At 69.4% G+C, this 20,339-nt stretch carries 19 protein-coding genes; 11 read left to right on the top strand and 8 right to left on the bottom strand.

The genetic code is table 11. The annotated features are described in order from the left end of the window. Positions 1–31: 31 nt before the first annotated feature. Positions 32–901 (bottom strand): SMP-30/gluconolactonase/LRE family protein, encoded by an 870-nt coding sequence (locus tag ACFCYE_RS11090; protein ID WP_376178695.1) that lies wholly within the window; start codon positions 899–901, stop codon positions 32–34. A 79-nt stretch (positions 902–980) separates the two neighbouring features. On the opposite strand from ACFCYE_RS11090, the gene ACFCYE_RS11085 reads away from it, so the two are divergent. Together ACFCYE_RS11085 and ACFCYE_RS11080 are read left to right on the top strand one after the other, a co-directional pair. Next, positions 981–1,718 carry a FadR/GntR family transcriptional regulator gene (locus ACFCYE_RS11085; protein ID WP_376178694.1) on the top strand — a complete coding sequence of 246 codons (738 nt, stop codon included), beginning with the start codon at positions 981–983 and terminating at the stop codon, positions 1,716–1,718. A 14-nt stretch (positions 1,719–1,732) separates the two neighbouring features. Beyond that, on the top strand, positions 1,733–2,623 hold the full coding sequence (locus ACFCYE_RS11080) for a nucleoside hydrolase (RefSeq protein WP_376178692.1): 891 nt from the start codon (positions 1,733–1,735) through the stop codon (positions 2,621–2,623). 6 nt (positions 2,624–2,629) lie between these two features. On the opposite strand, the gene uxaC is transcribed toward ACFCYE_RS11080, so the two are convergent. After that, positions 2,630–4,027, bottom strand: a complete 1,398-nt coding sequence (uxaC, locus tag ACFCYE_RS11075) for a glucuronate isomerase (RefSeq protein ID WP_376178691.1) — start codon at positions 4,025–4,027, stop codon at positions 2,630–2,632. Beyond that, positions 4,024–5,079 carry a LacI family DNA-binding transcriptional regulator gene (locus ACFCYE_RS11070; protein ID WP_376178689.1) on the bottom strand — a complete coding sequence of 352 codons (1,056 nt, stop codon included), beginning with the start codon at positions 5,077–5,079 and terminating at the stop codon, positions 4,024–4,026. The genes uxaC and ACFCYE_RS11070 overlap by 4 nt, the downstream gene beginning before the upstream one ends. 113 nt (positions 5,080–5,192) lie before the next feature. Here ACFCYE_RS11070 and ACFCYE_RS11065 point away from each other — a divergent pair, with 113 nt between their 5' ends. Genes ACFCYE_RS11065 through ACFCYE_RS11025 form a run of 9 tightly spaced genes read left to right on the top strand, consistent with a single transcriptional unit; the run spans position 5,193 to position 14,470 of the window. Next, positions 5,193–6,044 (top strand): sugar phosphate isomerase/epimerase family protein, encoded by an 852-nt coding sequence (locus ACFCYE_RS11065; protein WP_376178688.1) that lies wholly within the window; start codon positions 5,193–5,195, stop codon positions 6,042–6,044. Beyond that, entirely contained in the window at positions 6,041–7,192 is a 1,152-nt protein-coding gene (locus ACFCYE_RS11060; RefSeq protein WP_376178686.1) for a Gfo/Idh/MocA family protein, read from the top strand. The genes ACFCYE_RS11065 and ACFCYE_RS11060 overlap by 4 nt, the downstream gene beginning before the upstream one ends. After that, the gene (locus ACFCYE_RS11055; protein ID WP_376178684.1) at positions 7,189–8,361 is read left to right on the top strand and encodes a mannitol dehydrogenase family protein; all 1,173 of its coding nucleotides are present in this window, start codon (positions 7,189–7,191) and stop codon (positions 8,359–8,361) included. Before ACFCYE_RS11060 ends, ACFCYE_RS11055 begins: the two co-directional genes overlap by 4 nt. Continuing rightward, on the top strand, positions 8,358–9,596 hold the full coding sequence (gene manD / locus ACFCYE_RS11050) for a D-mannonate dehydratase ManD (RefSeq protein ID WP_376178683.1): 1,239 nt from the start codon (positions 8,358–8,360) through the stop codon (positions 9,594–9,596). The genes ACFCYE_RS11055 and manD overlap by 4 nt, the downstream gene beginning before the upstream one ends. A gap of 27 nt (positions 9,597–9,623) precedes the next feature. Beyond that, entirely contained in the window at positions 9,624–10,478 is an 855-nt protein-coding gene (locus tag ACFCYE_RS11045) for a sugar phosphate isomerase/epimerase family protein (RefSeq protein ID WP_376178682.1), read from the top strand. Between the two features lie 42 nt (positions 10,479–10,520). Beyond that, positions 10,521–11,798, top strand: coding sequence for an ABC transporter substrate-binding protein (locus tag ACFCYE_RS11040; protein ID WP_376178680.1), 1,278 nt, complete (start codon positions 10,521–10,523; stop codon positions 11,796–11,798). A 4-nt stretch (positions 11,799–11,802) separates the two neighbouring features. Then, positions 11,803–12,789, top strand: a complete 987-nt coding sequence (locus ACFCYE_RS11035; RefSeq protein WP_376178678.1) for a carbohydrate ABC transporter permease — start codon at positions 11,803–11,805, stop codon at positions 12,787–12,789. Then, positions 12,786–13,706, top strand: a complete 921-nt coding sequence (locus ACFCYE_RS11030) for a carbohydrate ABC transporter permease (protein ID WP_376178676.1) — start codon at positions 12,786–12,788, stop codon at positions 13,704–13,706. The genes ACFCYE_RS11035 and ACFCYE_RS11030 overlap by 4 nt, the downstream gene beginning before the upstream one ends. Continuing rightward, positions 13,703–14,470 carry a sugar phosphate isomerase/epimerase family protein gene (locus ACFCYE_RS11025; RefSeq protein ID WP_376178674.1) on the top strand — a complete coding sequence of 256 codons (768 nt, stop codon included), beginning with the start codon at positions 13,703–13,705 and terminating at the stop codon, positions 14,468–14,470. The genes ACFCYE_RS11030 and ACFCYE_RS11025 overlap by 4 nt, the downstream gene beginning before the upstream one ends. Positions 14,471–14,593: 123 nt before the next feature. On the opposite strand, the gene ACFCYE_RS11020 is transcribed toward ACFCYE_RS11025, so the two are convergent. From ACFCYE_RS11020 to ACFCYE_RS11000, 5 genes are read right to left on the bottom strand one after another with little or no spacing between them, the layout of a single operon-like run. Beyond that, positions 14,594–16,039, bottom strand: a complete 1,446-nt coding sequence (locus tag ACFCYE_RS11020) for an aldehyde dehydrogenase (NADP(+)) (RefSeq protein ID WP_376178673.1) — start codon at positions 16,037–16,039, stop codon at positions 14,594–14,596. Between the two features lies 1 nt (position 16,040). Beyond that, positions 16,041–17,132, bottom strand: coding sequence for a mandelate racemase/muconate lactonizing enzyme family protein (locus tag ACFCYE_RS11015; RefSeq protein ID WP_376178672.1), 1,092 nt, complete (start codon positions 17,130–17,132; stop codon positions 16,041–16,043). Then, a complete protein-coding gene (locus ACFCYE_RS11010) occupies positions 17,129–18,028 on the bottom strand; it encodes a 5-dehydro-4-deoxyglucarate dehydratase (RefSeq protein WP_376178671.1) in 900 nt (299 codons plus the stop codon). Before ACFCYE_RS11010 ends, ACFCYE_RS11015 begins: the two co-directional genes overlap by 4 nt. After that, positions 18,028–18,951, bottom strand: coding sequence for an NAD-dependent epimerase/dehydratase family protein (locus ACFCYE_RS11005; protein WP_376178669.1), 924 nt, complete (start codon positions 18,949–18,951; stop codon positions 18,028–18,030). Before ACFCYE_RS11005 ends, ACFCYE_RS11010 begins: the two co-directional genes overlap by 1 nt. Next, the gene (locus ACFCYE_RS11000; RefSeq protein ID WP_376178667.1) at positions 18,948–20,285 is read right to left on the bottom strand and encodes a Gfo/Idh/MocA family protein; all 1,338 of its coding nucleotides are present in this window, start codon (positions 20,283–20,285) and stop codon (positions 18,948–18,950) included. The genes ACFCYE_RS11005 and ACFCYE_RS11000 overlap by 4 nt, the downstream gene beginning before the upstream one ends. Positions 20,286–20,339 lie beyond the last annotated feature (54 nt).

Genomic DNA, 20,339 nt, shown 5'->3' with positions numbered 1-20,339 from the left:
CCGATCCATGGAATCGGTGCCGGGCGGGCGGTCAGCCTCGCGTCAGCGTGCTGATCCGGTAGAGGCTCGTCGTCGCCGTGATGTACAGATCCGTGCCGTCCCGGCCGCCGAAGCAGAGGTTCGCGACCGGCTCCGGCACCGGGATGCGACCGAGCTCTGAGCCATCGGCCGAGAACACGATGACACCCGTCCCGCTGGAGGAGAAGAGCCGGTCCTGCTCATCGACGCGGATGCCGTCGGGGATGCCGTCCTCGGCATCCAGTACGGCGAACAGCCGCCCGTTCTTGCACCGCGCGCCGCCCTGCACGTCGTACACCCTGATGCCGCGGCGTTCGGAGGAGTCCGCGATGAAGAGTCGCGCACCGTCGCGGGAGAATGCGAGTCCGTTGGGCTGCTCGATGTCCGTGATGACCGCGTTGGTGCGCCCCGTCGCCGGATCGTGCCGGAAGACGAAGTGATCGCCGTACTCGCGCTCGCCCGGGTGCCCCTCGCGCGGTTGCGTGATGCCGTACGCGGGATCGGTGAACCAGATCGCGCCGGCGGAATCGACGACGATGTCGTTGGGGGAGTTGAGGCGTACCCCGTTCCAGGAGTCGACGATGCTCTCGACGACCCCGTCCCTGTCGCGCTCGACCCTGCGGCGCCCGTGCGAGCACTGCACCACGCTGCCGTCGTGATCGAGTGCTCGTCCGTTCGTGAACTCGACCCCCTGGGCGTAGACGCTCGCCTGGCCGGTGGCGGGGTCGTACTCGCGGATGCAGTCGTTCGGGATGTCGCTCCACCGGACACGACGTCGCGAGGGGACCCACAGTGGCCCCTCCGCCCAGATCGACCCGGTGTGCACGCGTTCGAGCACGGCATCCGGGGCGAGGATGCCGGCATCCACGAGAGGGGTCGTCATCGGTGCTCTCCTTGTCCGGCGCCACAACCGGTTGACCAAAATGCTCCCGAATGGCGCGCCTGCCCGGTAGGTTACTGCCATGCCCGCCTTTCCCGGAGACCCCGTCGACGACATCGCCGCTGCGCTCGGCGCCCTCCCGTCGGGAACCCCGGTGTCCGAGGTCGCGCGTCGCCTGCTCGACCTGTTCACCGGTGGATCGATCGCGCCCGGTACGCGCCTTCCCCCGGAGCGGCAGCTCGCGGCGACGCTCGGTGTCGGGCGGTCCGCGGTCCGCGAGGCGCTCGCCGCGCTCGAGATCCTCGGCATCGTCGACGTGCGACCCGGGTCGGGCACGTATCTGCGCGGCGCAGCCAGCGAGCTGCTGCCGCAGACGTTGCGCTGGGGTCTGCTGATCGGAGAGCGGAACACCGCCCAGCTGCTCGAGCTCCGCGAGGGGCTTGAGATCTTCGTCGCCCGGCTCGCCGCTGCGCGTGCGGATGCCGCGATCCTGGCGCGACTCGAGAAGGACGTCGCCAGGATGCACGCCACGATCGACGACCTCGCGGCGTTCGCCAAGGCCGACCTGGACTTCCATCACGCGCTGGCGGAGGCCGCGGGGAACGCCACCCTCACCGACCACCTGCATGTGATCCGCTCGCTTCTGCAGGTGTACGCCGACCGTGCGGTGCATGACACGGCGCACGCCGAGCGCGCCACGGCCGAGCACGAGGCCGTTCTCGCCGGGGTGAAGGCCGGCGACGGGGATGCTGCGGCATCCGCCATGGCTGTGCACATGGCCACCGCGACCGCCCGTCTGCTGGCCGAACGCGCCGGCTGAATCGAAAGAGACACATGATCAACGACGATCGCCGGACTCGGCGTGTCATCATCGACTCCGATGTGAAGAACGAGGCGGACGACCAGTTCGCGCTCGTGCACGCACTGCTGTCGCCGACGCTGGACATCCGCGGCATCATCCCGGCGCACTTCGGCACGCACCGCACGACGGAGTCGCTCGCCGAGTCGAGGGAGGAACTCGACCTGCTGCTGCGGCTGCTCGATCTCGGTCGCGATGTGCCGACCGCGGATGGTGCCCCGCACGCGCTGCCCGACGAGCGCACCCCCGTCGACAGCGCCGGTGCTCGGCTCATCATCGACGAAGCCCGGCGCACCGACGCCGGACCGCTGTACATCGCCTTCCTCGGGCCACTGACCGACATGGCCTCAGCGCTGCTGCTCGCGCCGGACATCGCCGACACCGACACGACGGTGATCTGGATCGGCGGGCCGCCCTACGGCGGCATCGTCTCGGTCGGGTCCTGGCCGGAGTTCAACCTCCGCAACGACATCGCCTCGGCCAACGTGGTGCTCGATTCCGGCATCCGGCTGTGGCAGGTGCCGTCGAACATCTACCGTCAGGTCAACGTCTCCTACGCGGAGCTCGAGGCGCGGATCGAGCCGCACGGCGAGCTCGGGCGCTACCTCGCGCAGCAGGTCGTCGACTTCAACAGCGCGCACCACGGTACGGCGATCGAGTCGCGCTCACTCGGTGACTCTCCGGCCATCGCGCTCATGCTCGAGCCCGGCTGCGCGACGATGCGTCGTCAGCGGCGGGTGCGGTTCACACCGGACGGGCACTACAAGCTGGCCGATCTGACGCGAGAGGTTCTCGTCGTCGAGAGCGTGGACGTCCGGTTCCTCCTGGAGGACATGTTCCACAAGATCGCGCGGCACGCGCGCTGACACACGTCAGAGGCGGAACACGCTTCGAGGGATGCTGTCGACGAGGTCGCGCGCGATCGTGTGCGCCTCCTCCTCACCGAGACGCCCGGTGACGACGAGCGTGGCCAGCCACCCGGCGTCCATGCGGCGGGACACATCGTGCCTGGCCGGGATCGACAGGTAGGCGCGCGTGTCGTCGATGAAGCCGCTGGTCTTGTAGAAGCCGGCCGAGTCGGTCACACCCTCGCGGAACCGGCGGATGCCGTCGGGGCTGTCAAGGAACCACCAGGGTGCGCCGGCGAACACCGAGGGGTAGAAGCCGGCGAGGGGTGCGATCTCGCGGGTGAACGAGGTCTCGTCGACCGTGAACAGCACCATCCGGAAGGTCTCGTGCGTGCCGAAGTCGCCCAGCAGCTCTCGCAGAGGCTCGGTGTAGCGCGTGAACAACGGCAGATCGTGGCCGGTATCCGCGCCGTAGCGGTCGGTCGTCGGCCGGTGATGGCCGCGGAGCACGCCGGGGTGCAGCTGCATCACCAGACCGTCCTCGCTCGACATCCGTGCCATCTCCCACAGCATGTGGCGGCGGTACGCCGTCGCATCCTCGGCGGTCGCCGCACCGGCGAGACCTGCGCCATGGATGCGCTCCAGCTCCGCCGCGGGAAGACGGGTGGCCCAGGCATCCACGACTCCCGTGTCGGTCGCCGTCGCCCCCAGCGAGCGGAAGTGCGCACGTCGGTCCTCGAGCGCCGCGATCAGACCCGATGCCGTGCCGGTGTCCATGCCGCTGGAGGCATGGAGCTGCTGCAGTGCACCGCGCCAGCCCGCCGACGAAGGGTCGAAGTGCCGATCGGGGCGGAACGTCGGCAGCACCCGTCCGATGAACGCGGGGTCATCGCGTAACGCGGCGTGGGCGTCGAGCGTATCGGCGGGGTCATCGGTCGTGGCAAGCACCTCGATCCCGAAGCGGTCGAACAGGGCGCGCGGGCGGGATCCGGCATGCCCGATCCATGCCGAGATCTGATCGAACTGAGCGTCCGCATTCGCTGCCGACGGATGCTCGTCCAACCCGATCACGGAATGCAGCGTGTCCTCGAACCAGGCCCGCACCGGCGTCCCGGCGAACACGTGCCAGTGCGCGGCGAAGCGGCGCCAGATCTCCCGCGGGTCGACGGGGGCGGCGCCCCGTCCGAGGTCGTCGAGTCCGATGCCGTGCGCATGCAGGAGCCGCAGCACATAGTGGTCGGGGACGATGAGGAGGTCCGCAGGGTCGGTGAACGCCTGATCCTCCTGCAGGAGGGACGCCTCGACGTGTCCGTGCGGCGACAGGATCGGCGCATCGTGGACGCTCTCGTACAGCGTCCGTGCGATCGCTCGCGTCGCCGGGTCTGCCGGCAGGAGCCGATCGGGGGAGGGGTCCAGTCTCACGGGGCATCCATTTCGTCGGCGGGCTCAGGTGCGGGACCGCTGCTCTCGCGGGTCCGCAGGTAGGTCGGCAGGACCGTTCGCAGTCGCGGGGTACCGCTCTGCGACAGTCGGCTCAGCAGCATGGTCACGGCGACCCTGCCTGCCTCCTCGATCGGGGCCGAGACGGTCGTCAGCGGCGGATGGCAGAAGTCCGACCCGAAGATGTCGTCCGTGCCCACGATCGACAGGTCTTCGGGGACGCGGATACCGCGCTGCGCCAGACGCTTCAGCATCCCGATCGCGAGCAGGTCGTTGAACACGATGCAGGCCGTGACGCGTCGGGACGCGACGCTGTCCGCCGCAGTCGCACCGGCGGCCGCGTTGGGCGCCCACGGGCCGAGGAAGGTCAGATCGACGTCGAGTTCTGCGGCGGCATCCTCGAGGGCCTCCCAGCGCCGGGCGCTCGACCAGGATCCGGTCGGGCCGGCCACGTAGGCGATCCGGCGATGACCCAGCGAATGCAAGTGCGTGAGGGCCTGACGGACACCGGTCGGCGTATCGATGAGCACGCTCGGCACGGCGGGCAGGTCGCGGTTGACGGTCACAAGGGGCTGCCGTGCGGCAGCGGCGACGAGTTGCTCCTCGTCGAGGCGGGAAGCCGCGAGGATCACTCCGTCGGCCGACTTGCGCATGATCTCGAGCGTGTCGGCCTCGACCTCTCGGGACTCCTCGGTGTCCACGAGCAGCTGGGTGTAGCCCGCGGCGCGCAGCTGGCGCTGGGACCCGCGGATCAGGTCGAAGTAGAAGGGGTTCGCGATGTCCGGCACGAGCAGTGCGACCGTGCCGGTTCGCCCTGACGCCAGCGACCGCGCCTGGGAACTGGGGACATAGGCGAGCTCCACTGCCGCCTCCTCGATGCGCTGGCGGGTGACCGCGTTCACGCGCGCCGGATTGCTCAGTGCCCGCGAGACGGTGGAGGCAGCGACACCGGCGAGGCGTGCGACGTCCGTGATCGTGGCGGCGCGACCAGGCCGGCTCGTGTCCGATCCTGCGGCGTCGTCGATGTCGGTCATGCGGCGAGCATATCTATTCAGAAGGCTTGTGGCAAAGAAGCGGCAAACGCTTGTCAAAATGTTGCCGCATCGCTACCGTGGTGAACGCCGACATGGACCAACGAAGGAATGTGATGTCACTGACGACCGCCCAGCCCACCTGGACGCTCTCCGGATTCGGAGACGAGATCCACCCGGACCCGCGGATCCAGTGCGCTGTTCTTCTCGCGCTCGGGGCTCGCCACATCGAGGTGCGCTCCGCGTGGGGCATCAACATCGTCGATCTCGACAAGGAGCGGCTCGGCGAGCTCTGGGCAGCCATCCGCGCCGAGGGAATGGGCGTCTCCGCCATCGGCTCGCCGATCGGCAAGAGCAATCTGAGCGATCCGATCGAGTTCGAACTCACGCGCCTGGACAACGCCCTGCGCGCGGCCGACGTGCTCGAGGCGCGCTACATCCGGATGTTCTCGTTCTGGCAGACCGAGGGCGTGCCTGTCGAGCAGATGCGCGACGAGGTGATGGATCGACTCGGTCGCCTCGCCGAGCGTGCGGCGTCCGCCGGGGTCGTCCTCGTGCACGAGAACGAGAAGCACATCTACGGCGACATCCCCGAGCGCGTGCTCGACATCGTCCGCACCGTCGACTCACCCGCCCTGCGACTGGCGTGGGACAACGCGAACTACGTGCAGTGCGGCGTACGCCCCGTCACCGACGGCTTCGCCCAGCTCGCCGAGTACGTCGAGTATCTGCAGGTCAAGGACGCCCGCCGCGAGACCGGCGAAGTCGTGCCGGCCGGCGAAGGCGACGGCGAGCTGGCCGAGACCATCACCGGGCTCCGAGACCGCGGGTTCGCGGGCTTCGCCTCTCTCGAACCGCATCTCGCCGACCAGAACGCCCTGGGAGGCTTCAGCGGCGCGCACCAGTTCGGTCGCGCCGCCCGCGCCTTCCGCACCCTCACCGACAACGCTGGAGTGACCCTCGCATGAGCAACCTGTCCACCGCCATCATCGGCTGCGGCGTCATCGGACGCACGCACGTCGAAGCCGTCCTGCAACTCGCCGACCGCCTCACTCTGACGGCGCTCGTCGACGTGTCCACCGAACGAGCCGAGGAGCTCGCCGACGTCGTGGAGGAGAGCACGGGCGCCCGCCCCGGCGTCTACGCCACAGTGCAGGAACTGGTCGCCTCCGATGCGCCGCAGCTCGTCGTCGTCGCGACCCCGTCCGGCCTCCACGTCGAGCAGGCCGTCGTCGCACTGGAAGCCGGCGCTCACGTCCTGATCGAGAAGCCGCTCGATGTCGATCTCGTCCGTGCACGCCGCCTGGCGGACGCCGCCGCAGCCGCCGCAGCGCGCGGTCAGGTGTGCAGCGTCATCAGCCAGCACCGCTTCGACCCGTCCAGTCAGATCGTGCACGCCGCGATCGCCGACGGTGGGTTCGGTCGGGTGACCTCCGGCGTCGCGACGGTGCCGTGGTGGCGCTCGCAGGACTACTACGACTCCGGCGACTGGCGCGGAACGTGGGCGCTCGACGGCGGCGGTGCGCTCATGAATCAGGGCGTGCACACCGTCGACCTGCTGCTGTGGTTCCTCGGCCGCCCGGTGACCGTCTCCGCCGAGATCGCTCTGCTCGCGCACGAGGGCGTCGAGGTCGAGGACACCGCCGTCGCCACCCTGACCTTCGACAGCGGCGCGCTCGCGGTGCTGCACGCGACGACCGCGGGGTACCCGGGGCTGTCCGTACGACTGCAGGTGCTCGGCTCCGACGGGTCGGCCGTCATCGACGGCGATGCCCTGCAGTACATCCACCTTCGCAAGGATGCGGATGCCGCGGCCGGCGCGTACGGCGGTGGGGGGAACCAGGCCGACCGGTACTCGGTCGAGCCGCCTGCCGGTGTCGATGCGACCCAGTTCAGCTTCGGGCACGTCCGCCAGTACTTCGACCTGCTCGACGCGATCGACGAGGGACGCGAACCGCTGCTGACGGTGGAGCAGGCGCTGCTCGCGCTCGCCGCAGTGCGGGCCGTCTACGTCTCGGCCGTGCTCGGTCGGAAGGTGCGCATCGACGACGTCATCGCCGGCGAGTACGACGACCTGGTCCTCGAAGTGCCGAGCATCGAGGTCCCCGCGGTATGACCGCAGTCGTCCGCGCGCCCGTCCGGATCGCCCACCTGGGCCTCGGGGCGTTCCATCGCGCGCACCAGGCCTGGTACACGGAACTCGTGAACAGGTCGGGTGCGGAGCAGTGGGGGATCGCCGCCTTCACCGGCAGGCGCCCCGACGCCGCGATGGCGCTGGCGGCGCAGGGTTGCGCGTACGATCTGGTCGTCCGTGGGCCGGAGTCCGACTCGGTCGAGCACATCTCGTCGATCGTCGCCGCCCACGACGGTGCGGATGCCGAGGCCTGGCGTGCGGCGATGACGACCGTCGCCGTGCTCACCGTCACGATCACGGAGGCCGGCTACCGGGCAGGCAGCACGGCGATCGAGCGCATCGTCGATGGTCTGCGCGCGCGGAGGGATGCCGAGGCGGGGCCGATCGCGATCGTCAGCTGCGACAACCTGGACGGCAACGGAGCGCTGCTCGGGTCGCTCGTGTCGCAGGCCGCAGACGCAGAGCTCGCGGCATGGATCGCCGACAACGTCTCGTTCGTGTCCTCCGTCGTCGACCGGATCACGCCCGCGGTCGCCGACGCCCTGCCGATCACGATCACCGATGACCCGTGCGCGCTCGTCACGGAGCCGGCGGCGTCCTGGATCCTGTGCGGCGGCTTCCCGGCGGGGCGACCGGCGTGGGAGCAGGCCGGTGCCGAGTTCGTCGACGACATCGAGCCGTATGAACGGCGCAAGCTCTGGCTCCTGAACGCTGGACACACGCTGCTCGCGAGCCTCGGGCAGCTGCGCGGCCATGCGACTGTCGCGGAAGCGATGACCGATGAGGTCTGCAGAACGGCGCTCGCCGACCTGTGGGACGACGCGGACGCGGTGCTGCCGTTCGACGCGACGAACCTCGCCGAGCACCGCGCCGTGATCGCGACCCGCTTCGAGAATGCGCGGATCCGGCATGCGCTGCGCCAGATCGCGACGGATGCCGAGATCAAACTGGCTCTCCGTGTGGTGCCGGTGATCCAGGCGCGGCTCGCCCGTGGGCTGGATGCCGGACGCGGTGAGATCCGCGCGCTGGCCGCCTGGGCGGCGCTGGAAGGCAGGGACGCGGATGCTGTCGCCGGCCGCTTCGACCTGGACGATGACGTCCGCCATGAACTGATCGGCGCGATCGCCGAGCTGAAAGGAGTGCACGCATGATCATCGACAGGGCAGAGGTGATCGTCACCAGTCCCGACCGGAACTTCGTGACGCTGAAGCTCACGACCGATGACGGCCTCACCGGTCTGGGCGATGCGACCCTGAACGGGCGCGAGCTCGCGGTGGTCGCGTACCTGACCGAGCACGTGGTCCCGCTGCTCGTCGGCCGTGATGCGCACCGCATCGAGGACACCTGGCAGTTCCTGTACCGCTCGGCGTACTGGCGCCGAGGGCCGGTGACGATGGCGGCGATCGCCGCGGTCGACATGGCGCTGTGGGACATCAAGGCCAAGGCCGCGGGCATGCCGCTGTACCAGCTGCTCGGCGGGGCCTCCCGCACCGGGCTGCTGGCCTACGGGCACGCCTCCGGCAAGGAGCTTCCCGAGCTGTTCGACTCCGTCCGGTCGCATCTCGAGCAGGGATACAAGGCCATCCGCATCCAGACCGGGGTGCCCGGACTCAAGGCGATCTACGGCATCGCCTCGCAGGCCGAGGACACGTTCGGCGGCGAGGCCAGGTACGACCACGAGCCGGCGCGACGCGGCGCGCGGCCCGTGGAGGAGGACTGGGACACGCGGGCCTACCTGCGGCACCTCCCCGGAGTCTTCGAGGCGGTGCGCAACGAGTTCGGACCAGAGATTCCGTTGCTGCACGACGGGCACCACCGGATGACGCCGATCCAAGCGGCACGCCTGGGCAAGGACCTCGAGCCGTACGACCTGTTCTGGCTCGAGGACTGCACGCCGGCGGAGAACCAGGAAGCGCTGCGACTTGTGCGTCAGCACACCACCACGCCGCTGGCGATCGGTGAGATCTTCAACACGGTGTGGGACTTCAAGGACCTCATCCGCGAGCAGCTCATCGACTACGTGCGCGGCGCCGTCACGCACATGGGCGGCATCACGGCTCTGCGCAAGACGCTGGAGTATGCGGCGCAGTACCAGATCAAGTCCGGCATGCACGGCCCGACCGACATCTCGCCGGTCGGCATGGCCGCCGCGATGCATCTCGGGCTGAGCATCCACAACTTCGGCATCCAGGAGTACATGCGCCACGGCGCCAAGACGGATGCCGTCTTCCAGCAGTCCTTCACCTGGCAGGACGGGCTGCTGCACCCGGGCGACGAGCCCGGCCTCGGTGTCGAAATCGATGTGGACGAAGCAGGCAAGTACCCCTACGAGCAGGCATATCTGCCGTACAACCGACTGGCCGACGGCACCGTCCACGACTGGTGACCGGCCGCCCACCCGAAAGGAACCCTCATGGCACGCATCGGTGTCCAGGCGATGATGCTCAAGAGCGCCGTCGCAGAGCTCGGCGCATTTGAAACGTTTCGACGGACGACGGGGATCGGCTACCGCGTCGCGGAACTGTCGCAGATCCCGTTGACGGCGGAGACGGTCGCCGAACTTCGGCGAGCCCGCGACGAACTCGGCGTCGAGTACTGCGCGCTGTCGGCGGCGCTGACTTCCGGCGGGATCAACGACTCCCTCGAGGAGGAGTTCGACAAGATCGTCGCGGACTGCCGCTCACTCGGCGCGGACATGGTCCGCATCGGCATGCTGCCCATTCCGGCGCTGCGCTCGCCCGATGCCGTGCTCGACTTCTGCCGCAGAGCGGATGCTGCGGCAGAGCGCCTGTCCGACGAGGGCATCGCCCTGTACTACCACAACCACCATGTCGAGTTCGCGAAGGTCGACGGGCGCTACCTGCTCGAGATCATCGCCGAGAACTCGCCGCACGTCGGGATCGAACTCGACGCCCACTGGATCGCCCGCGGCGGCCTCGACCCCGCCAGGGTGATCGGACAGTATGCCGGGCGAGTGCGCATGGTGCACCTGAAGGACTACCGGATCGCGATCCCGGATGCCGCGGCCATCGACGCCTTCGAGAGCGGCGACCACGCGGCCTGGGGTGCGGCCTGGACCGGTCTCGTGCAGTTCGCCGAGGTCGGCGAGGGCAACCTCGACTGGCCGGGGATCATCGATCAGAGCATCCGCTCCGGTGCGGAGTATCTGCTCGTGGAGCAGGACGAGCTGTACGGACGCACCGTCTGGGAAGCGCTCGAGATCTCGCACCGAAACCTCACGGAGTTCGGCTTCGCCGAACACTTCTGACGCACCGCAACCTCGCACCAACCACGTATCAAGGAGGATCACATGGCACATCGCAGGACACTCACCGCCGTTGCAGGATTCGTCGTCGCGGGGCTGGCTCTTGCCGGCTGCGCATCAGGGGACTCGGGGGCCTCGGAGGACTCGGGAGGCACGAACGACGGTCCCGTCGAGCTCGAATTCTGGGCGTGGGGCTCGAACGTCGACAAGCGCGTCGCCGAATGGAACGAACAGAACCCCGACATCCAGGTGAACATCTCCGCACCGGCCGGCGGCGCTGACTTCCCCGTGAAGGTCCTGTCGGCCGTGCGGGCGGGAGAAGGCCCGGACATGGCGCAGGCGGAGTTCACCCAGTTGCCCACGTACGTGTCGGCCGGCGTCGTGGCAGACGTCGAGTCCGTGCGCGACGAGATGGAGGCGGCGTTCTCCGAGACGACGCTGGACACCGTCACCTTCGACGACACGATCTTCGGAATCCCGCAGGACCTGGGGCCAGCGCTGTTCGTGTACCGCACCGATCTGTTCGGCCAGCTGGGCATCGAGCCTGCCGAGACGTGGGGCGACTTCCGCGCTCTCGCCGAGCAGGTGCGGTCGCTGCCCGGAGACCACTACCTCGCCAACTTCAGCGCGCTCGACGCCGATCTGTTCATGGGCCTCGCCCTGCAGAACGGCGCCCAGTGGTGGGAGTTCGCCGACGGCGAGTGGAAGGTCGACATCGACGACGACGCCAGCGCCGAGGTGCTCGAGTACTGGCAGGGTCTGATCGACGACGACCTCATCAGCACGTATCCCTCGGGCAGCCCCGAGTTCATCGAGGCGACGGCATCCGGGAAGGTGCTCGGCCAGATCGCCGGAGCATGGGCTCCAGGGCCGCTGCTGAACCAGTACCCCGACACGGTCGGCCTCTGGGCCGCGGCCCAGATCCCGCAGTGGGAAGCCGGCGAGCTGAAGACCTTCGCGCGCGGAGGATCGGCGGACATCATCCTCGCGGACAGTGAGCACTATGACGAGTCTGTGGAGTTCCTCACCTGGCTGAACGTCTCCGATGAGGGCGCCGAAGGCCTCGTCGGCATCAACAAGTTCACCGCAGCCCTGCACGGTCAGGAGATCGACCGCCCGGCACCCGACCTCATCCCCGAGGACGACACGTACTGGCCTACCGCTGCCGAATCGGCGTCCGGGCTGCAGTCCGTGCAGTGGGGGCCCAACACGCAGGTCGCCTTCACCGCGCTGAACGACGCGCTCGGAAACGCGATCGAGACCGGCGACTGGTCGACGGTGCTGTCGACCGTGCAGACCACCGTCGAGGGCGACCTGGACTGACATCATGACCGCACTCCTCCAAGAGAGTGCGCCTGCGGGCGGGGAGGCGACGCGCACCGTCGTCCTCCCGCCCCGGCGGGCGCGCCGACCGCACCTGCAACGGCACACGGGTTTCGCCTACGCGCTGATGGCACCGGCGCTCGTGATGTTCGCCCTCGTGTTCATCATCCCGATCTTCTACTCCGGATGGCTGAGCGTCCGCGGCCGCGGCGCGTCCAGCGGCGGAGCCTTCGGGCCCCGTGAAGAGACGTTCGTCGGGCTCGGCAACTATGTCTCGGTGCTCGAGGACCCCACGTTCTGGACGAGCCTCGCCCACCTCGGCATCTACGCCGCGATCATGGTGCCCCTGCTCATGGGAACCTCGATCCTGCTCGCGCTGCTGCTGGATCTGCCGCGGGCGCGCGCGAAGTCCTTCAGTCGCACCTCGATCTTCCTTCCGTACGGTGTTCCCAGCGTCATCGCCGCCCTGATGTGGGGATTCCTCTACGTCCCCGACATCAGCCCGGTGTACCAGTTCGCGAGCGCCATCGGCGTGGAGCTGCCGAACCTGCTCAGCGGCGACTGGATCTACGTCGGCATCGTCAATGTCGTGCTGTGGGGCGGGATCGGCTTCAACACCGTGATCATCTACACCGCGCTGCAGTCGCTCGACCGCTCGCAGATCGACGCCGCACGCATCGACGGCTGCGGCGAGGGGCGCATCGCCTGGTACATCAAGCTGCCCCACGTCGTGCCGGCCACCGTGGTCACCGGGCTGTTCTCGGTGATCGGGGCGCTGCAGATCTACAGCGAGCCAGCCATGCTCGCGACCCTCACGAACGCGATCGATTCGACGTTCTTCCCGCTCATGCGCGTGTACCGCGACGCGTTCGCGCACGACGACCTCAACTCCGCAGCCGCGGCATCCATCCTCCTGGCACTGGGGACGGTTCTTCTGTCTCTGCTGGTGCTGGGCGGGCGCCGCCTGGCCACACGGAAGGCCGACCGATGATGACTCTGCTCTCCACGCGCGAGAAACGCGCCTCGTCCGGCTCCCGTCCGCCGGCTCACGACCGCCCGGCCGGTTCGCGGCGACGCGGCGTGCCGATCGCGGCGATCCTGCCGACGACGGTGCTGATCGTGTCCGCGGTGTACTTCCTGCTGCCGGTCGTGTGGGTGTTCTTCTCGGCGACCAAGTCGTCGGCGGAACTGTTCACGACACCCGCGTTCAGCTTCGGAACGGCGCTGTGGGACAACCTCGTCGCCCTGTTCGCCTACGAGAACGGCGGCTTCGCGAAGTGGCTGGGCAACAGCTTCTTCTACAGCATCGTCGGCGCCCTCGCATCGACCCTGTTCTCGGCCGGTGCCGGTTACGCGCTCGCGATGTACGACTTCCGCGGCAAGCACGCGATCATGGTCGGGCTGCTCGGCGGCGTCCTGCTTCCGACGATCACCCTCGCGATCCCGCAGTACCTGCTGTTCGCGCAGATCGGCCTGGCCAACACCTACTGGTCGGTGCTGATCCCGACCATGATCACGCCCTTCGGCATCTACCTGGCCTACGTGTTCGCCAGGGCGTCCATGCCGGTCGAGCTTCTCGAAGCCGCGCGGGTCGATGGATCGAGCGAGTGGCGCACGTTCCGCTCGATCGGTCTGCCGATGCTCCTGCCAGGGCTCGTGACGATCTTCCTGCTGCAGTTCATCGGAGCGTGGAACAACTTCCTGCTGCCGTACATCATGCTCACGGATCCGGACCTGTTCCCGATCACGGTCTCGATGTACATGATGCTCAACCGCGGCGGCAGCGAGCCCATCCTCTACACTCTCGCGATCGCCGGTGCGGCGGTCGCGATCATCCCGGTCGTCGCGTTCGTGCTGGTCCTCCAGCGCTACTGGCGCCTCGACCTCGTCTCAGGGAGTCTCAAGTGACAACTGTCGGTCTGATCGGCCCGCGGGCCAACGGCCTCATCGCCCAGCGCCTCGGCGCGGACTACGTCGAGCCCACCATCGTCGGCAACGTCATCCTCTTCGCGGAGGACGCGACGCCGTCTCTGAACCCGGAGTTCGCGGGCGAGCGCTATCCCTCGTTCGCGATCCTGCTGCCCGGCGACGTCCGCGTCGCCGACCCGTCGTTCGACCTCGAGCGCGTGCGGTCGTACTTCACCACGCTGTTCCCGGTACTCGCGCAGGTCGCCGAGCCCGGTGCGAAGATCGTCTTCGGCTCGGGTGCGGCACGGCGGATCCCCGAGGGGGTCGACCGGTCCGCCGCCGAGGCGCGCTTCGCAGAATCGCTCGTGATCGCGCGGGATGCCGCGAACGAACACGATCTCCGGGTGATGCTGGAGCCGCTGCACAAGGGCGAGACCAACCTCATCCACACGCTCGGCGAAGCCGTGGAGTTCCTCGACGCTCACGGCGTCGATGGCGTTCAGATCGTCGCTGACCTCTTCCACATCGAGCAGGAAGGCGAGCCCCTCTCGACGGTCAGCGACCACATCGAGCGGATCGGACACGCGCACATCGCCGACGCCGGGCGCTTCTGGCTGGGGGCGGGGGATGGGCAGTGGCGCGAGTTCGTGGCGACGCTGCGGGACGCTGGGTTCGACGGGCCGGTGTCGTTGGAGTGCAACTGGGGCGACGAACTCGAGACCGAGATCGCCGCCTCGATCGCGGCGCTGCGCGCGCTGCCCTGACAGCTACCAGGTCCGCCGGATAGCGGCGGACGATCAGCGGACGCAGTGACGTTTCACGGACCGATCGGTTGAGATCATCCGTGAAACGTCACCGCCTCCGTGAAACGTCCATCCGGATCGGTGTCAGACGGGCAGCACCAGCTGTCCGTTGCGGCGGTGCGGGAGCGTCGCGAGCGACGCGTCGCGCAGCTCAGGAGGCAGCAGGAGCTCCGGGGCGTCCTGGAACACGACAGGACGCAGGAACCGCCGGATCGCCGTCGCCCCGACCGAGGTGTGCAGCGATGTCGTCGCCGGCCATGGACCGCCGTGCTGCTGCGACCACGTCACGGCGACCCCGGTCGGCCAACCCGCGAACAGCACGCGACCGGCTCGCTGCTGCAGCAGCTCGACCGTATGGGCCACGTCGTCCGCCGGCTCGGAGTGCAGCGTCGCCGTCAGGCTTCCCGGCACGACACGCAGCGCGGCGTGCAACTCGGCTTCGTCCGTATAGCGGACCAGGAGTGTGAGCGGCCCGAACACCTCCTCGAGCAGAGCCTCCGGGCGTGCGGCCACGGCTGCGGCATCCGTCGTCACGACGACCGGGCGCGCACCGTCCGGCGTCTCGGCGCCGTTCGCGATGAGCTCGGTCGACTCGTCCGCGAGCAGGGACTGGATGCCGTCGGGGAACGCGGCCGTGATGCGATCCGTGAGCAGTGGCCCTCCGGCGACCGAGCCGACCGCAGTGGCCACTGCGTCCTCGAATCCTGACCCGGCCGGGATGAACACGACGCCCGGCTTGGTGCAGAACTGGCCGACGCCGAGCGTGAACGAACCGACGAGCCCGGTGGCCAGCTCGGCGCCTCTGGCCTGGAGCGCCGCGGGCGTGATGACGACCGGGTTGACGCTGCCCAGCTCGCCGTAGAACGGGATGGGGTCGGGGCGCCCGGAAGCGAGGTCGAACAGCGCGCGTCCGCCGGACACAGACCCGGTGAAGCCGGCCGCCTGGACGACCGGGTGCTGAACCAGGGCATTGCCCGCCTCACGGCCCTCGATGAGTGCGAACGATCCCTCCGGTGCGCCTGCCGCGTCGAGCGCCGCGATGACCACCTCGGCCGTGCGACGCGACAGCTCCAGGTGCCCGGAGTGCGCCTTCACGATCACCGGGTTGCCGGCGGCCAGCGCCGACGCCGTGTCGCCGCCGGCGACCGAGAACGCGAAGGGGAAGTTGGATGCCGAGAACACCGCGACCGGTCCGACTCCGATCAGGTGGCGGCGCAGTTCCGGACGAGGCGGGGTGGCCGCGGCATCCGCATCGTCGACGATGATCTCGCGGAACGAGCCCTCTTCGACGACCGCGGCGAACAGGCGGAGCTGACCGGTCGTGCGACCGACCTCGCCCGTGAGTCTGGTCGCGCCGAGACGGGTCTCTCGGTCGGCGATCTCCACGAGCTCAGTGACGTTCTTGTCGAGCGCATCCGCGATGGCGCGCAGCCACGCGGCGCGCTCCGGCGCAGACGACGCCCGCCACACCGGCGCCGCCGTTGCCGCGTGCTGCGCGATCGTCTCGAGCTGTTCGGCGGTCGTGGTCATGTCAGGCCTTTCCGGTCAGTGCGGGGGAGAAGCGGATGCCGAGGCCGGCGTGCGGCGTCTCGGTGAGGTATCCGTCGGCGATGGCGACGGGTGAGAGGTCTGCGAGCGCACCGAGGGCGCCGAATCCGGCATCCTCGACGTCCTCGGCCCAAGGTTCCGCGATGTCGCCGGGGAGCGTCAGCGCCAGCTGGCCGGAGAGTTCGGGCAGCAGATGCGGGTGCAGCGCGGCGCCGTGCTCCGAGGCCAGCGCGGAGATCCGCAGGAACGGCGTGATGCCGCCGACCCTGACGATGTTCGGCTGCACGATCTGCGCGGCGCCCGCGCGGAGGAAGTCGCCGAAGCGGTACGCGGTGTGCAGGTTCTCGCCGACCGCGATCGGCACGTCGATGCGCCGGGCGAGCTCGGTGTGACCGGCGAGATCGTCCGCGCGCAGCGGCTCCTCGATCCACGCGATGTCGAACCGTGCGAGCGCCTCGACGGACGTCGTCGCGCGGTCCAGATCCCAACGCTGGTTGGCGTCGATCATGAGCGCGCGGTCAGGGCCGAGCAGGTCTCGGACGGCGCCGACGCGGTCGACATCCTCGGCGATATCCGGCTTGCCGACCTTGATCTTCACGGCGGTGAATCCGGCGTCGATCCAGCGCTGCACCTGGGCGAGCAGCTCGTCCTGCGTGTAGTGCAGGTTCACCCCCGAACCGTAGGCGCGCACCCGTTCGCGTCGTCGACCGATGAGGGACGACACCGGCAGGTCGCGAGCGCGGGCCGCGGCATCCCACAGCGCGAGATCGAGTCCGGCCATGGCGATCGTCGTGATGCCCCCGCCACCGGCCTCGTGCAGATGCTCCCAGAGGCCCTGCCACGTTTCGCCCGGTTCGGCGGAGCGTCCGATCGCGGTGGCCGAGATGTCGTCGGAGAGCAGCGCATTCACGGCGGCGGCGCCGATCTGCGGAGTCCACGAGAATCCCCAGCCCTCGACGCCGTCCGATCGGACCACGTGGGTCGCGACGATGCCGATCGACGTGACATCGGCCGCCCATGGCCGGCTCAGCGCGACGCGCTGAAGCCTCGTGTCGAACCGGGTGATCGTCGTCACAGCAGCGCGCGTCCCGCTTCGAGGATCTTCGCGAGCCTGGCCTCCTGCGCCGCCGTCGGGTCGACCAGCGGTGCGCGCACGGATCCGACGGGGAGTCCGCCCAGACGCAGGCCGGTCTTGATCAGGGAGACGCCGAATCCGGGGGTCTCGTCTCGGAGGTTCACGAGCGGGCGGTAGAAGCCGTCGAGGATCTGCAGGCGACGCGCTTCATCACCGGACACGTACGCGCGGTAGAACGCGTTCGCGACCTCGGGGATCATCGCGAAGGCGGCCGACGAGTACAGCGGCACGCCGATGCCGCGGTACGCGCCCTGCGTCAGCTCGGCGGTCAGCAGACCGTTGAAGAACGCGAAGTCCTCGCGGCCGGACTCCGCCACCGCGCGGACGACGAGCTGCGTGGTGCCGATGTCTCCGGTGCCGTCCTTGAAGCCGACGACCTTCTCGTTCGCGGCGAGGGTGCGCATCGTGTCGACCGAGTACTGCGCACTGCCGCGGTGATAGACGATGACGGGCAGATCGGATGCCGCGGCGATCGCCTCGACGTACGCGACGAGTCCGGCCTGGGTTCCTCCGACGAGGTACGGCGGCAGCACGAGCAGGCCGTCGGCTCCGGCATCCGCTGCGGCGCGGGCGACCTCGACGGCGTGACCGAGCGGGCCGCCGGCGCCGGCGATCACGGGGACGCGGCCTGCCACGGTCGCGACCGCGGTGCGGGTGACGGCTGCGGCCTCGCTTGCCGACAGCGCGTGGAACTCGCCCGTGCCGCAGGCGGGGAAGACGCCGCCGGCACCGGCGGTGACCCCGCGGTCGATGTGCCGGGCGAGCAGCTCGTGCTCGATCGTGCCGTCCGGAGCGAACGGCGTGACGGGGAAGAAGAGGATGCCGTCGAAGTTCATCAGAGACCTTTCGTGAGGAGAGCGTCCGCGCTTGCGAGTTCGGTGCGCCAGTCGTGCTGCGGGCGCCAGCCCAGGAGCCGTTCGGCTTTGGCGGTCGAGAACGCCGGCAGCGTTCCGGTCAGCGCGGCGGCTGCTCCGGCGGTTCCGGGGTGGAACTGCGGCAGCAGGTCGGCGAGCGGTTCTCGGGCGAGCGCGTCAGAGGCGCCGACGAAGAACACCTCGCCGTTGGGGATGCCGGTCATGCCGGCCAGCAGCGTGTCGGCGAAGCCGGCGACATCGCGAGCATCGACGTAGTTGAACAGCGCCGGTGCCGACAGTGCAGGATCGTCCAGCCGCTCGCGAACCGTGTGGCCCTGCTGCGTCGGCGCACCCGCCCACTCCTCGGGGGCGATCACGTAGCACGGGCGGAACGCGGCGAAGCGGGTGGCGTCTCCGGTCTGGCGCTGCAGCATCCCGAGGGTGTCCTCGATGAGCAGCTTCGACAGCGCGTAGGCGTTCCAGGGCTTGGTCGGGGTGTCCTCGTCGAGCGGCAGCAGGTCGGGGCTCCAGCCGGTCGGGCAGCCGTAGCCGAGGACGGTCGGGCTGGACGCCGCGACGATCTTCGGGATGCCGGCGCGCACGGCGCCGTGCAGCACCGAGATCGCGAGCCCCGCGTTGGTGCGCATGATCACGTCTTCCGGAGCGCTGAAGGGCACGGCGATCGCGGCGAGGTGGATCAGGGCGTCGGCGTTCGCCTCCGCGAGGACGGATGCCGCGGCGTCCGCGTCGGAGAGGTCGAGGGCGACCTGCGTGATGCCGTCCTGTTCCAACTCGGGTGCGGTGACCCGGTCGAGCGAGACGATCTCGTGGCCGAACCCGGCGAGACCGGTGACGAGGCTGCGACCGAGCCGGCCGGCTCCTCCGGTCACGACGATGCGGCTCACGCGCGCACCGCGCCTTCGAGCAGGCGGATGCCGAGGTCGGCGACCTGGACGGGGAGCCCGGTCTCGAGCGACCGGTTTCCGGCGATGCCGACCGCGATCGAGCGGATGCCGTCGCTCCAGTCCGCCGGACGCGCCAGAGGGTCATCGGCCGGGCCGACGAACACGTCGGACAGCAGCAGGGCGTCGCCGCCGCCGTGTCCGCCTTCGCCGCGGACGATCGGCACTTCGCGAGCGGCCTCCCAGTGCTTCTGCACGATCAGACGCTCGCCTTCGGGGCGCAGCGTGGGCGCGGCATCCGATCCGGACAGGCTCGGGTCGAGCACCGGGTGCAGTCCCTCCTCGGCGAGGACGGCTCCGCGTTCCACGACCTCGAGCTCGGCGCGCCCCAGCGTGCCGTTGACGGCGACGCGGTAGCCCTCCCAGGGGGAGTGCGCGTTGAGCGAGTACGACAGCGTCGCACCGGAGGCGTAGTCGACGACGAGGGCGAGGTTGTCCTCGATCGTGATGCCCTCGCTGAAGACGTCCAGGTCCCGCACGTACCCGTCGTGCTGCTCGGCCTCGAGGTAGAGGGCCTTCAGACGCGGGTCGTCGCGAAGATCGAGTTCGAACGCGTCCGCGCCGTCGTGGGTGCCGCGCGCAGGGCGGTGGGTGATGCCGCGGGCCGCCGCGTTCTCGGCACCGTAGAACCGCAGGCCGCCGGAGGCGTACACGCGCCGCGGCTCGGAGCGCAGCCACCAGTTCACCAGGTCGAAGTGGTGGCTGGACTTGTGCACGAGCAGCCCGCCCGAGTTCGCCTTCTGGCGGTGCCAGCGGCGGAAGTAGTCGGCGCCGTGCTTGGTGTCGAGCATCCAGGAGAAGTCGATGGAGGTGATCTCGCCGATCTCGCCGTCCTGCAGCAGCCGACGCAGCGCGGTGTTGCGCGGGGAGTATCGGTAGTTGAACGTCAGAACGACCTGGCGCCCCGTGCGTTCGACGGCCTCTTCGATGCGAGCGGCGCTCGGGGCGTCGATGGTCAGCGGCTTCTCGACCACGACGTCGGCCCCCGCCTCGAGCGAGCGGACGATGAGCTCGGCGTGCAGATCGTCGCGCGAGCAGATGATGACGCGATCGACGCGCTCCTCGCGGATGATCTGCTCGAGGGCATCCGGTCCTGCGGTGCGCGGGGCAGCGGAGCCGGCGGCCGTGATGCGGTCGACGTGGTACTGCGCTCGCGTCGGGTTGGGTTCGACGATCGCGACCAGTTCGGCGCGGTCGCCGTGCTCGCCGAGGATGGCATCGACGTACATCTGGGCGCGGTGGCCGGCTCCGGCGATGGCATAGCGCGTCATTGTCATCCACTCATCTCAGGACTCGTCAGGAAACGTTTTCTCGAGCGTACCACAGGCCCT

Origin of the sequence: Microbacterium sp. NPDC056234 (assembly GCF_042267585.1) — a bacterium.
In the GTDB taxonomy this organism is placed as follows: domain Bacteria; phylum Actinomycetota; class Actinomycetes; order Actinomycetales; family Microbacteriaceae; genus Microbacterium.
This window is presented reverse-complemented; position numbering and strand designations above follow the sequence as displayed.